The 13,021-nt window shown below is 39.2% G+C and carries 15 protein-coding genes; 11 read left to right on the top strand and 4 right to left on the bottom strand.

Translation table 11 applies throughout. The annotated features are described in order from the left end of the window. Nucleotides 1–18 precede the first annotated feature (18 nt). Nucleotides 19–894, bottom strand: a complete 876-nt coding sequence (locus tag ACRPLY_RS00330; protein ID WP_165635264.1) for a glycerophosphodiester phosphodiesterase — start codon at nt 892–894, stop codon at nt 19–21. Between the two features lie 268 nt (nt 895–1,162). Here ACRPLY_RS00330 and ACRPLY_RS00335 point away from each other — a divergent pair, with 268 nt between their 5' ends. The 4 genes from ACRPLY_RS00335 to ACRPLY_RS00350 all read left to right on the top strand — a co-directional run bounded on the left by ACRPLY_RS00335 (nt 1,163) and on the right by ACRPLY_RS00350 (nt 3,999). Beyond that, nucleotides 1,163–1,882, top strand: coding sequence for an endonuclease V (locus ACRPLY_RS00335; protein ID WP_155008048.1), 720 nt, complete (start codon nt 1,163–1,165; stop codon nt 1,880–1,882). 94 nt (nt 1,883–1,976) lie between these two features. Further along, nucleotides 1,977–2,570, top strand: a complete 594-nt coding sequence (locus tag ACRPLY_RS00340; protein ID WP_014459791.1) for a DedA family protein — start codon at nt 1,977–1,979, stop codon at nt 2,568–2,570. Nucleotides 2,571–2,704: 134 nt separating this feature from the next. Continuing rightward, nucleotides 2,705–2,989: a DUF3219 family protein gene (locus tag ACRPLY_RS00345; RefSeq protein WP_251568259.1), complete on the top strand. Its 285-nt coding sequence runs from the start codon at nt 2,705–2,707 to the stop codon at nt 2,987–2,989. Between the two features lie 14 nt (nt 2,990–3,003). Beyond that, complete coding sequence (locus ACRPLY_RS00350) at nt 3,004–3,999, top strand: LLM class flavin-dependent oxidoreductase (RefSeq protein WP_033579198.1); 996 nt, start codon at nt 3,004–3,006, stop codon at nt 3,997–3,999. A 17-nt stretch (nt 4,000–4,016) separates the two neighbouring features. Here the strand turns inward: ACRPLY_RS00350 and ACRPLY_RS00355 are convergent, their stop codons facing one another. Then, nucleotides 4,017–4,934 carry an aminoglycoside phosphotransferase family protein gene (locus ACRPLY_RS00355; protein WP_325077910.1) on the bottom strand — a complete coding sequence of 306 codons (918 nt, stop codon included), beginning with the start codon at nt 4,932–4,934 and terminating at the stop codon, nt 4,017–4,019. Between the two features lie 92 nt (nt 4,935–5,026). Here ACRPLY_RS00355 and ACRPLY_RS00360 point away from each other — a divergent pair, with 92 nt between their 5' ends. Further along, nucleotides 5,027–5,224 (top strand): hypothetical protein, encoded by a 198-nt coding sequence (locus tag ACRPLY_RS00360; RefSeq protein WP_034269118.1) that lies wholly within the window; start codon nt 5,027–5,029, stop codon nt 5,222–5,224. Nucleotides 5,225–5,349: 125 nt separating this feature from the next. Next, nucleotides 5,350–5,769: a GNAT family N-acetyltransferase gene (locus ACRPLY_RS00365; protein ID WP_205826977.1), complete on the top strand. Its 420-nt coding sequence runs from the start codon at nt 5,350–5,352 to the stop codon at nt 5,767–5,769. A 40-nt stretch (nt 5,770–5,809) separates the two neighbouring features. On the opposite strand, the gene ACRPLY_RS00370 is transcribed toward ACRPLY_RS00365, so the two are convergent. Further along, nucleotides 5,810–7,396 carry a glycosyltransferase family 39 protein gene (locus tag ACRPLY_RS00370; RefSeq protein ID WP_028413088.1) on the bottom strand — a complete coding sequence of 529 codons (1,587 nt, stop codon included), beginning with the start codon at nt 7,394–7,396 and terminating at the stop codon, nt 5,810–5,812. A gap of 154 nt (nt 7,397–7,550) precedes the next feature. Continuing rightward, a complete protein-coding gene (locus ACRPLY_RS00375) occupies nt 7,551–8,087 on the bottom strand; it encodes an IseA DL-endopeptidase inhibitor family protein (RefSeq protein ID WP_108674760.1) in 537 nt (178 codons plus the stop codon). 292 nt (nt 8,088–8,379) lie between these two features. Here ACRPLY_RS00375 and ACRPLY_RS00380 point away from each other — a divergent pair, with 292 nt between their 5' ends. The 5 genes from ACRPLY_RS00380 to ACRPLY_RS00400 all read left to right on the top strand — a co-directional run bounded on the left by ACRPLY_RS00380 (nt 8,380) and on the right by ACRPLY_RS00400 (nt 13,008). Then, on the top strand, nt 8,380–8,502 hold the full coding sequence (locus tag ACRPLY_RS00380; protein ID WP_013057357.1) for a hypothetical protein: 123 nt from the start codon (nt 8,380–8,382) through the stop codon (nt 8,500–8,502). Between the two features lie 299 nt (nt 8,503–8,801). Further along, nucleotides 8,802–10,037 (top strand): Zn-dependent hydrolase, encoded by a 1,236-nt coding sequence (locus ACRPLY_RS00385; protein ID WP_014459799.1) that lies wholly within the window; start codon nt 8,802–8,804, stop codon nt 10,035–10,037. A gap of 166 nt (nt 10,038–10,203) precedes the next feature. Next, complete coding sequence (locus ACRPLY_RS00390; protein ID WP_042992506.1) at nt 10,204–10,842, top strand: response regulator; 639 nt, start codon at nt 10,204–10,206, stop codon at nt 10,840–10,842. Between the two features lie 4 nt (nt 10,843–10,846). Beyond that, nucleotides 10,847–11,968, top strand: a complete 1,122-nt coding sequence (locus tag ACRPLY_RS00395; protein ID WP_328170678.1) for a sensor histidine kinase — start codon at nt 10,847–10,849, stop codon at nt 11,966–11,968. A 101-nt stretch (nt 11,969–12,069) separates the two neighbouring features. Next, nucleotides 12,070–13,008: an ABC transporter ATP-binding protein gene (locus ACRPLY_RS00400; RefSeq protein ID WP_209369350.1), complete on the top strand. Its 939-nt coding sequence runs from the start codon at nt 12,070–12,072 to the stop codon at nt 13,006–13,008. Nucleotides 13,009–13,021: the final 13 nt, after the last annotated feature.

A 13,021-nucleotide genomic window follows, 5' to 3' on the forward strand; every position in this document is an offset into this window, starting at 1 on the left:
AGTAAAAGATTACAGGAACTATGGCCACATTGTGACGGCAAGTGTAATTACTCGGCGTGCGCTTCCTTTTTCGAGCTGTTGTCCGATAGCACTTGATGTTTGCACCCAATTCACTTCATCAGGATAATTTGTAATCACTCCGTCACTTTTTGTTTTCCACAAAAATGAAGCGGGAAGCCGCTTGATTCCAGACCACGGTGATATTTTCATTCCGGCAGAATGGACTTGGTGGATAAGAGCAGGCGTTAGGATGTCATAAGACGGGTTAAAGTAAGTGGCAAAAGCGGCGAATTGCTGGATTGAATTTGGGCTTGCGTCTCGCTGTGAAGAAGTTAGTATCCCTATAGGAACGTTTGGGAGAAGCTCATGCATTTTTTTCATGGATGAAACGTTAAAAGACTGAATGATAACGTGATCGAGCTGTCGCTTGTTGATTTCAAAAGCTACTTTTTTTTCAATTCCAGGATAAAGTTCCGGCGCTTTTAACTCTATTAATATACCGATTTTTCCTTGAAATTCATCTAATACTTGCGAAAGAGTTGGAATTTTTTCATTCGTAAAAGAATCCCCTTTCCAGCTTCCTGCGTCCAAGCGCTGAAGCTCCGCGTACGTTAACTCTCGAATGTGTCCGCTTCCGTTTGTCGTTCGGTCTACGGTACGGTCATGCATAATAACGAGTACACCGTCTTTGCTTTGCTGCACGTCAAGTTCAATGTAATCCGCATTCATTTCTAACGCTTGGTGAAAAGCAGCCATTGTATTTTCAGGTGCGTAGGCAGAGGCTCCTCGGTGCGCGATATTTGTGAGTTTTTCTTCCGTGCGTGCAAAAGCAGAAGAGGCGATTGAACAGCATAATAAGGCGACGGCGCTTAAACCAGCTAAATATTTTTTCATCACATTTCTCTCCTATGCGTTGGTATAGAAATAGCGTAACGAAAAAATGTGATGCTGATATAGAGGAAGTGTGTAGAAAACGTTGACATTTCGTAAAGAAAAATAGGGATTTTTTCATGATGATGTTTACAAAAAATGCGTAAACGAATAGCGATTTTAATCAAACGTTAAGGAAACAGCGCTATAATAGAAGGTGTGAAAAAAAGAATAGGAATTTCTTAGAAAATAGTTGTATAATAGGTGAGTCAGTCAATGAAAGGAATGGAACATGGATATTCAGTACATACATGCGTTTACGATGCAAACGAAAGAGGAGTGCCGGACGCTTCAGCAAAAGCTAAAAGCACAAATTGATTTAACATCACGCGTCAAAATGACGCATATACATAACTGTGCTGGTGTTGATGTTGCGTACTGGGAAGAAAACGGCATATCTCACGGAGCGTGCAGCATTGTAGTGGTTGATTATCAGACGAAAAACGTTGTGGAAAAAGTGCACAGTGTAGGAGAAGTAACGGTTCCTTATCTTCCTGGGTTTCTAGCTTTTCGAGAGCTTCCTTTAATTCTTGAAGCGGTTAAAAAACTTCAGGTAGAGCCCGACGTGTTTTTATTTGATGGCAACGGATATTTGCACTATGAGCACATGGGAGTAGCCACACATGCTTCGTTTTTTCTCAATAAACCTACCGTTGGAATAGGGAAAAGCTATTTAAAGATCAAGGGACATGATTACATTATGCCTGAAGATACAGAGGGCGCTTATGAAGATATTGTGATTGATGGCGAAGTTTATGGTAGAGTAGTAAGGACAGCCAAAGGGGTAAAGCCTATTTTTCTGTCGTGCGGAAACTATATTGATTTGGACATGTCATATCAGCTTATGATGCATTTTATTTCAAAAGAAAGTAAGCTTCCGATTCCGGTCCGCCTAGCGGATCTGCATACGCATGAGCTGCGGAAAAGGTACCGGCAGTCAACGGGGAAGTAAGCTGTTCATAATGAGTTCATAGTTTCCTTTTATACTGATGGTTGGAATATAGTAGTAGTGTAAAATTATTAAAGAATGAGTAAGGTGATTAAAGGTGAGTTCATTTATTACGAGTATTTTGGATTTTTTAACGAGCCTTGGCTATTTAGGTATTGCGCTCGGCTTAATGATTGAAATCATTCCAAGTGAAATTGTACTAGCCTACGGGGGGTATATGATTTCTCAAGGCATGATTAGTTTTCCAGGAGCAGTCATTGCCGGAATTATTGGCGGAACGATTGCACAGTGGTTTTTATATTGGATTGGAGCCTACGGAGGACGTCCGTTTCTTCAAAAATACGGCAAGTACTTATTTATTCATGATAAGCATATCGACCTTGCGGAAAACTGGTTTAATAAATACGGCGCGGGCGTGGTTTTCTCCGCTCGTTTTGTCCCGGTTGTTCGACACGCGATTTCGATCCCTGCAGGTATTGCTAAAATGCCGTTTTGGAAGTTTACGTCTTTAACCGTGTTAGCGATGATTCCTTGGTCGATTTTATTTATTTACTTAGGCGGAAAGCTAGGCGAGAACTGGGCGAACATTGAAGACGTAGCAAGCAAATATACGCTTCCGTTTGTAGTTGCGGCATTTGTGATTATTGTTCTTTATTTCGTATTCAAACGCACGCGTACAAAGCGCGTATAAGATCGTTTTTGGACTACAAGCATGGCGAAAAGCCATGCTTTTTTTGCATGCGCAACCAGAAGCTCTTTTATTTGCTCATGACTTCTTCAAGTGCTATTATTTTTCATACGCACTAAAAAAGGAGACGATTTAACGTGGTACAAGAAATTGTATTAAATGATACGCCTATTCAAATTTACAGCTATGAACAAGAAATTGTAAAAGGCAAAACAAAAGTTTCAGTTGATTTTAAGGTAACAAGTGAGGAATATCATGATATTACTACACTTTTATATAAAGGTACTTTTCATGTAAATGTCCCAGAAGAAGATCTGGATTTCCAAGGAACGATTCATCAGTACTCTACGTCTTTTACAAATTTATATAAAAAAGGCCAGGTAGGGGATTTTTCATTAAGTTTAATTGAAGTGAACGAATAAGGAGCAGATGCGTGATGAAAGTAAGTATACTTGACCAATCGCCCGTTTCATCCCATCAGACCCCAGCGGAAGCGTTAGAAGCATCGATGCAGCTGGCCAAGGCTGGTGACAAGCTTGGCTATGAGCGCTACTGGATTGCAGAGCACCATGATTTGTCTGGACTTGCCTGTTCGGCTCCTGAAGTGATGCTTGGCTATATCGGCGCACAAACTAATAGAATTCGAATTGGATCCGGAGCGGTGCTGCTGCCTCACTACAAGCCGTATAAAGTAGCGGAAACGTATAACATGCTCGCAACGCTGTTTCCAGGGCGCGTTGATTTAGGGATTGGGCGCGCGCCGGGTGGATCGGCTGAAGCAACAAATGCGCTGTCGGATAACTTCTTGCAGCAAGTATTTAAAATGCCTGAACTTGTTGAAGAGCTTCTGCAGTTTTTAGACGATAAATTTCCGGCTGAACATGAATACGCCAAGCTTTCAGCTTCGCCGCTTCCGCCTGTCTCTCCAGAACCGTGGCTGCTTGGCACAAGTAAAAAAAGTGCCGAGCTCGCTGCTAGAAACGGAATGGCCTATACGTTTGGACAGTTTATGAGTGAACAAGACGGTTCAGCTATTATTGATCAGTACAAGCAGGCTTTTCAGCCAAGACAGAGCGGGAATCAGCCCTATGCGATTGTCACTGTATCGGTCATTTGCGCTGAAACAACCGAGCAAGCGCATCGCATCGCAACGAGCTCACTCGTATGGAAAATTCAACAGGATAAAATGGAAGCAAAAGGTGTGCCTTCTATTAAAGAAGCGGCCAGCTATCCGCTGACAGAAGAAGAAGAGAAAAAAATGAAGAAGATGAAAGAAGCTATGATTATCGGAAACCCGGAAGAAGTACACGTCCGTCTTCAAGAAGTTCAAGCACGCTACGGAGCGGATGAACTCATGCTTGTCACCATTACGCACGATCCGGCTGACCGATTAAAATCATATGAGCTTGTCGCAGAGAAATGCAAAAAATAAGAGCCAAATGTCGGCTCTTATTTTTTATGCCCGTAATAGTACTCAAAAAAGTGCTGAAATGCTTCTATAGCACGTAAAAAAGAAGCGGCGTCTTGGCGGTCTTCTATTAACCAGCACGTGGCTAATACAGAATGAGCGTATCCCCACAGTAAAATGCGTTTTTTATTTACGTTCAGTTCTTTTACAAATATATTGATTCGATGGTCAATTGTCTCTGCTACGTTTGTCTTAGGCAGATGATTTAAAAGAAAAGGGATAATTTCGTACTCTTTTTCTCCAATCAACCCTTTTGGATCAATTATTTTCCACGCTTCACCAGACTGTAAGATGTTATCATGATGCAAGTCTCCGTGAAGCAAAAAAAGCTGCTGAGAAGTCCGGTTTAATTCAGAGAAAACGGCTAGCGCGTGTTGAAGCGTTTCGGAAGAAAGAAAATCAATGCCGCTTGGATACATTTGTGTATACTCTCGAAGCTGCTTCTCTCTTTTAACGGCTGTTTCTTCGATAGTGGAGTCTGATTGAGGCATGCGCCACAGAGATTTCATGAGCCGAGCAGCGATTAACGCAGCCTCTTCTTTAGTTGATAAAGAGGAAAGCGGGCATCCGGGAGACAGCTTTTCAAGCAGTAGAATGCCTTTTTCAGCATCGCTGTCCACTATTTTTACCGTGTTCTCACCAGCTATTGCTGTCAGTGCTTCTTGCTCATGAAGCAGCTCTGAAGGCTCTACAAAGAGTTTTACAACTAGTTCGCTTCCATCTGCTTTGCGCGCAGGAGCAACAAAGTGGTAAGAAAGAGGGAAGTGACTGTGAATGGTGATATGCCATCGCTGTTCGCAGTAGCGAATCAGCTGAGGAAAGTCAGTTAGCCACTTTTGGCCTTTATGAGAGTGAAGGTAAGTAATTGTATCACAAAATGTTTGAGGCAACGTATGCATGCGTTTATCTCCTTTGTCGTTTCCAATTTTTTCTGATAAACTCATCATATACAGCCTACATAGAATCTGTAAAGAAGGAGGAGATCCTATATATGAAGACAAAGAAGGTGAAATCCCCTTGGGCTCTCGTTGGGTTTCCGGTTTATATCATTGGATTTTCACTTTTACTTGCTGAAGGTGCACCGGAATGGGTAGAAACAGTGAGTAAAATCATGATTGCTCTTGGAATCATTTTGCTTATTATTGCAGGAATTGATCTTAAAAAACGAAAAAAATCAGCACAAGCCTAAAAAACTGCCGTTTGGCAGTTTTTTTATTTGGAGAAAGGGTAACAAGATAACTAGATAAAAATGTTGAATTATTATTCTTTTTGATGTATAAATATAATATAGAAAGCAACGGTATTGAGAGGAGAATGAACGTGTCTTACGTAATAAAAAAAGAGGTTCCGTTATTTGAGCAGTTTGCTGCTTTGCATGAAGCGAGCGGATTACATAAAAGTAAAAAAGGCAATTATACAAAAGAACAGCTGTTTGAAGCGGCAGCCAACAGCTGGTTTAGAGTCGGTATTTATGATAATGAACAATTGATTGCATTCGGTCGTATGATTTCAGACGGAATTTACCAAGCGCTTATTTGCGACGTGATGGTTGATCCCTCGTACCAAAACAAAGGACTTGGAAAGCAAATTATTCAAGAGCTGTTGACGAAATGCCAAGAAAGCGGAATTGAATCGATTCAGCTGTTTGCAGCAAAAGGAAAGCATCATTTTTATAAAAAATTAGGATTTCAAGAAAGAGAAGAAGACGCGCCAGGCATGTCGCTTGTTATGTAAAAAAGCTCAGTGATCAATCATACTCACTGAGCTTTTTGTATTATGCCGTTTTTAAAACCGTACTTTTTTGGACTAAATTCCAAGCAACTTTTACTAAATAAACAACAAGCAAGACGTTTAGCATCGACGTAGCAAACATAGAAAACGGGTATGACGTGCTGTTTTGCATATTACTGTCGCCGTATAAAACAAAAAAAGTGTTCATAAAAATACTGATGCTAAATCCAAGGGATAAGTAAAGCAAGTTTTTGTCTTTTAAATAAATATAAGCCACTAAAGCAAGCGCTGCTGCTGGAAATAAGTAGCGTTCATGCATGCTTGAAGAAAACGTAAATACCCCTGAAATTTGAATAAGCGCTGCAAGAGCGGCGTATTTAAAGCTCCGTCCTTTTATATAAATAAGCCAAGAAAAAATAGTTGTCGCGACGATAAAAATAAGTCCCCACGTATGATAGCTGAAAAACAGCAGCGTTGCAGAGCTGTCTTTATAGTTTGCGCCTATTAAACTATAAAAGTTGTAGGCGTTAACAGAAGCATACGGGTACTCTCCAATGGTGGATGAAAATAAATCAATAATCCACGTTGGACTTTTTCCGACTGAAAAAGGCAATAAAATCACCCCAGCAGTGAAAGCCGCCGTTAAAGCAATGCCGAAGAAATGCTTCACTTGCTTCAGGCGAATGAGCTCGAAAAACAAAATAGGCAGGATAATAATCGCCTGCGGCTTCATTAAGACCGCTGCTGTAAAAATAACGGCCGACGCGTAAATTCGTTTTTCCGTAATCATTACAATGGCTAGGACAATAAGTAAAGTGAAAAATGAATCCACTTGTCCCCAAAACGTTGAATTAACTAAAATGGCCGGATTAAATAAATACCCAATTGCTAACAGGTATGCAAAAGAAGGTGCCAAGTATTTACGAGCTAAACGATAGAGTAAATAAGATGTGACAACATCTGCTAAAATAGGCGGAATTTTAATCAACAGCGAAAAATACTGCTGAAAATCCGGTAAACTGCCAACTTTCCCAACGATAAACAAGATATAAATATAAAACGGCGGATAATCGCTTCCGCTTTTAGCGTAGAAATTTGAAAAATGATTAGCCGCAACCGATGCCCAGTTTTTGAAAAGCGACGCATCCATATGAGAGCCTACCCACGGAATCAGTGCAATCCGAATAAATAAACCAGTGCCAAGTAATGACCATAAAATAACGCGAGAATGCCCTATCGAATGATGCCATTTCTTTTTCTTTACTAATCCGTAAACGAAAGCTGCTGCTATAAAAAAGCCCACCGTATAAAGAGCTAGCGGCGTTTCATAGTCTTTATTAGCTCCTTGACTTCCGGCACCGTTATCCATAGATAGATTATGAAAAGGCGTTACGTGTTCTCCGGAATTGCTGGGTGAAGCAGGACCGTTTCCTGAAGGAAGACGATGATCTCTTGAGTTATTATCAAGAGCAGATATACCATTCGTAATCTTTTTTAACTGATGACTTTCTTGAATTGAAAATAAATGTTCTTCTCCTTTATAGTGTGATAGTGAAACGATACTGAAAACAAATGCTAAAAGAAAAGCTGCCGTTACGATAAAAGCCGTTCTTTTTTGTAGTATGTTCATATAAAATCCTCCGATGACAATGTATCGAATAAGTAGTAGTGTGTCTCCATACTATAAGGGGAGTTGGTGAAAATAAAGTGAAACTTCTTTAATAAAGAGCGGAAGAGAGAGCATAAAAAAACAAGGCCTTAGAAGACCTTGTTTTTTATATTGCTTATAGTACAGCATCAAACTTATTTACTTTCCACTGTGAACCAGATTTATAAAATGTAACGGTGCGTTTTACACTTCCTCCGTCAACTGTTGGAACCGTAAATTGATAAGAGCGAACATCGGCGCGCTGATAAGTTAGTTTTGCTTTTGCTTTGTTCCACTCTAGCATGCTGAATCCGTCACCGACAGGACGAGCAAGCTTTCCGTTATATGTGATGTAGCGATAATTTGTTAATCCTTTTTGAATAGCACTGTTTGTAAACGTTTCAGATAAGTAGCTTACTAGTTTGCTTTTTGTATTAAAATCTTGACAAAGATATGAGTACTGAGTGCCTTTATAATTAAATGTTTTTTGAGTACATAAATTACCTTTAGATCCATGAAGTGCATTCCAGAAATGGTTGCTTGCGTTTGCTGCAATTTTTACCGCATTAGTCGTTGATAGATTTTGTGATGTTGCTTGAGCTGTAACTCCTGTGCTTAGTGAAAAGAAAAGAGCAAGTGATGCTAAGATTATTCCAAATTTTTTCATTTCCATTTCCCTCCTACTCATTCATTGAAATATATGTAACATTCATGCTGTTAATATTACAATTGTTACATTTATATTACAATACTTCTTTAAAGAAATAAAGAGTATTTCTTATATATGTTTGAATTATTCCCGTATTTTCTTAAATAAAACGTAGAATTAAAAGAAAACATATAAACAGTATGTCAATTATGTGTCACATATTTCGTCGCTTTACAAGTTCGTATATAATAGGAATAAATCGATCAATATGCTGATTTAGATAAATAAGTCAGGCACAAAAGGAGAACGTAAACTAATGGGTGTTTCAGAAGTGACATCAGGAATTATTATTACCACTGCCGTAATTGCTATTGTGATTATTACAGTTGGTGTTTTGGCTACAATGATTGCGATTGCGAAGAAAGCAAATAAAAAGTAAGTGTGTAGAGGAGAGTTAGTATAATAACTAATTCTCTTTTTTTTGAAAAAAACCTATCGCTATTTTTATAATAAAAATGCATAAATAACGCGTGCATTATTCATAGAAAAAAGCAGGAAATTTACGTTTTGAAGCTAATAGATACATAAGGCAAGCTGCGCACTTTCATTACAAAAACAATGGAAGGGGTTCTAACAGACTTCAAGTGATATCGCCTATTTTATGTCATAATGAATGATATTCATTAACACAGCATCTTAGACGCACTTTATAACCAAATAATGAGGAGAGTGGTTGAGTTGCAACGACAAAAAGTAGCAGTGAATGGAGAAAGGTTAAAAAATACGCTTGAACGATTTGCCGATTATGGACGAACACCTAATAACGGTGTAACCCGCTTAGCGCTGTCAGAAGAAGACCGCTTAGCACGAGACTATTTTTGTTCATGTTGCCGTGACCTTGGAATGGATATTAAAATCGACGATCTTGGATGTATTTACGCTACGCTTGAAGGACTAGAAGATAAGCCGCCTGTTGTGATTGGCTCACACATGGACAGCGTAAAAAAAGGCGGAAGGTTTGATGGAATCCTCGGTGTAGTTGCAGGATTAGAGTTAGTAAGAACGCTGGTTGAACATAATATTAAGCCGAAGGTGCCGATTACCATTGTTAACTTTACGAATGAAGAAGGAGCGCGTTTTGAGCCTTCTATGATGGCTTCAGGTATTTTATCGGGCAAATTTCAAAAAGACGTTATGATGAAGAAGACAGATGTTGACGGCGTGACGTTTAAGCAAGCCCTTCAATCATGCGGATATGAAGGCGATACGAGTAGCCGTCTTACTGAAGCGTCGGCATTTGTAGAATTACATATTGAGCAAGGGCCTATTCTAGAACGAGAAGCCAAATCAATCGGTGTAGTCGAGTGCGTGCTAGGAATGGTATGCTATGAAATTGAAGTTACCGGGGAGTCAGATCACGCCGGGACGACGCCGATGGATATGCGGAAAGATGCGCTATTTGCAACTAATAACCTGATTGCTGAAGCTCGTCATGAGCTCGGCAGATTGGATTCAAATTTAGTCTATACAATGGGTCGTATGAACGTACTGCCTAATATTCATACCGTTATTCCAAATAAAGTTATTTTTTCACTTGAAGCGAGACATACCGATGAAGACGTCATTGCATCCGTGGAAAAGATCATTCAGTCACTGCCTGATCAAGCGGAGCTGTTAGAAGGCTGCGAAGTGCGGGTGACCAAGCTTTGGGGACGCGATACCGTGTGGTTTGATAAAACCGTTTGCGATGAAGTGGAAGAATCTGTTCGTTCGCTTGGGTATTCCTACAAGCGAATGGTCAGCGGAGCTGGACATGACGCACAGTTTTTAGCTAGCTATATTCCGACGGCTATGATTTTTATTCCGAGCGTAAACGGAAAAAGTCACTGTGAAGAAGAGTTCACTCCTTGGGAAGAATGCGAAAAAGGTGTAAATGTACTGTTAGAGACGGTGATGAAGTTAGCTCAGAAGTAACAGGACCAAAGAGTAAACCTTAGAGGTTTGCTCTTTTTTAGTGCTTAGAAAGACTGCGAACTATCACATTGAACTTTTGGTTTATTATGGATACAATAAATGAGAAGCATCCGGATGGGTGTGAAAAAAGGATGTGAAAAAAAGTGAGATGTTCTCACTTAAAGAAATGAAAATTACTATTATTATTGCAGATGATAATTCGTTTATTCGAGAAGGAATGAAAATTATATTAAATACATACGAGGAATTCGACGTTGTCGCTACTTTAAAAGATGGTCAGGAAGCTGTTCAATATTGCAAGAATCATTCCGTCGATATTGCGTTGTTAGATGTAAGGATGCCTGTTATGGACGGTGTAGAGGCTACAAAGCTTATTTCAGAGTCAACGAAAGCAAAGCCGCTTATTTTAACTACGTTTGATGACGATGAATATATTATTGATGCCGTAAAAAACGGAGCTAAAGGCTACTTGTTAAAAAATACAGAACCAGAGCGCATTCGAGACGCAATCAAAAGTGTGTTCAACGGACATACGGTGCTGCAAGATGTTGTGCTTGATAAAATTAAATCAAGTTTAAACGCTGCAACTGAGCGCGAGTCAAAAGCGGATATGACACAGTTTACAGAGCGTGAAACAAGCATTATGAAGCTGATTGCCAAGGGGCTTTCAAATAAAGAAATTTCTAAAACACTTTTTATTTCAGAAGGTACCGTAGCAAACTATATTAGTTCGATTTTAAGTAAAACGGGACTTGAGCATCGTACTCAAATTGCTATTTACTATTTAACCGGTAAAGGAAAGTAGAGCTATGGAAGTTGGATTAATGATGACTAAGCTCATCCTCATGCTATTTTTGGCTATTACGTACATTCAGTTTAATTATGTACACTCGATTTCAGCTATTGTGTTGGCACTGCTTCTTTACAGCTGTGTTAATATTGCAGCGTCCATTGTGAAAAAGAGCGCGTTCAAGCGCATGCTTATTACTTTTTCAATAGTCCTTATTCTATATTGTGCGTATAAACTTCATCCTTTGTTTTTTCTTCTTTTGCCGCTAAATCTTTGTGAACTTATTGGAGAATCAGTCGCAAAAAAATGGGTGGTGCTGCTGCTTGTGTTGCTTCCAGTGCTGCTTGTTCCCTCTGACATTAGCGCACTGTATGCGTTAGTCGCTGCGTTTACTTTCTTTATTTATACAGGAGCAGCTCTCTATCAAAAACGAACGATTAATTATGAGCAAAAGCTCGATGAAATGAGAGTAAGTATGCAAAAACTGCAAAAGCATGTCAATGAAAATAAAGAGTATGTAAGACAGTCTCAATATGCTTCAAAATTAGAAGAGCGAAATCGATTATCACAGGAAATTCACGATAAGATTGGTCATTCAATGACAGGAGCGCTTATTCAAATGGAGGCAGCAAAGCGCGTAATGAAGCAAGACGAGGAAAAAGCGCTGTCTCTTCTTCAAAATGCGATTACGATTTCCAAAGAAGGTATTGAAGAAATTAGGCTAACGTTAAAAAGTATAAAGCCTCCTGCTGAGCAAATAGGAATCAGCCGACTTAAATTATTTATTGGTGAGTTTGAGGCTAAGCATAGTATCGCAATGCCTCTTGTATACAAAGGTAATTTAGATCTTATCACGCCTCTTCAGTGGAAAATTATCCATGAAAATATAACAGAAGCTATTACAAACGCTTTAAAATATGCAGAAGCAACGATGATTTCTATTGAGCTTCACGTACTAAATAAAATGGTGAAAGTAGAAGTCAAAGACAATGGAAAAGGCGCTCACTTGTTTCAAAAAGGCCTTGGCATAGCAGGAATGGAAGAACGAGCTGCTTCCATTAACGGAACGGTGATTGTTGACGGAGCAAACGGATTTTCTGTTACCACACTCCTGCCGATAGGTGAGAAACTTCATACATAAATAATGAGATTTCTCATGTGAAAAAGGTGAACTTATGCACTGACGTAAGTTTGCCTTTTTTTCATAAAATAAGGATATACCAACACACTAGAGGTGAAATGATGAACGTATTATCAATTCAAAAACTAACAAAAAAATTTGGAGATTTTATTGCAGTAGATAATTTATCTTTGCAAGTAGAAGAAGGAGATATATTTGGCTTTTTAGGAACAAACGGAGCAGGAAAAAGCACAACGATTCATATGGTTGCTAGCCTGCTTCAAAGCAACAGCGGCGATATTGAAGTGCTGGGGAAAAATATAAAGAAGCACCGAAATTTTGCAAAGATGAACATCGGAATTGTTCCGCAAGACTTAGCGATTTATGAAGATTTGACAGCCTATGAAAATGTGAAGTTTTTTGCAGGACTTTACGGATTAAGAGGCTCACTGCTTAACGAACGAGTCGAAGAAGCTTTAGCATTTGTAGGGCTTTTGGATAAACAAAAGGCGTATCCGAAAAGTTTTTCAGGAGGAATGAAAAGAAGGCTAAATATCGCATGCGCAATTGCTCATCGCCCAAAGCTTATTATAATGGATGAACCGACGGTGGGCATTGATCCTCAGTCACGAAATTATATTTTAACATCTGTAAAAAAGCTAAATGAAATGGGAAGTACAATTATTTATACAAGTCACTACATGGAAGAAGTAGAAGAGGTATGTACAAAAATTGCGATTATTGATCACGGCAAAATTATTGCTGAAGGAACAAAAGAGCAGCTAAAAGCGATTATCACCGATACAAAAGATATTTGGATTGAAGTAAAAGCAGCGGATGATATAGATTGCAGCGGTCTAAAAGACATTCCGGGAGTAACAGCCGTTACGTATGAAGATGGAATCATTAAAATTAATTCAAGCGCCGAAGTGAATAACTTAAACAAGGTCATTCATTATTTAATGACGCATCATATCGAAATTAAAGCAGTTAAAGAACAAGCACCAAATTTAGAGACGGTCTTTCTGACGCTCACAGGACGCAGTCTAAGAGATTTATAAAAGAAAGGAGGAA

It is taken from the genome of Priestia sp. TGN 0903 (assembly GCF_050846855.1).
Lineage (GTDB): Bacteria > Bacillota > Bacilli > Bacillales > Bacillaceae_H > Priestia > Priestia zanthoxyli.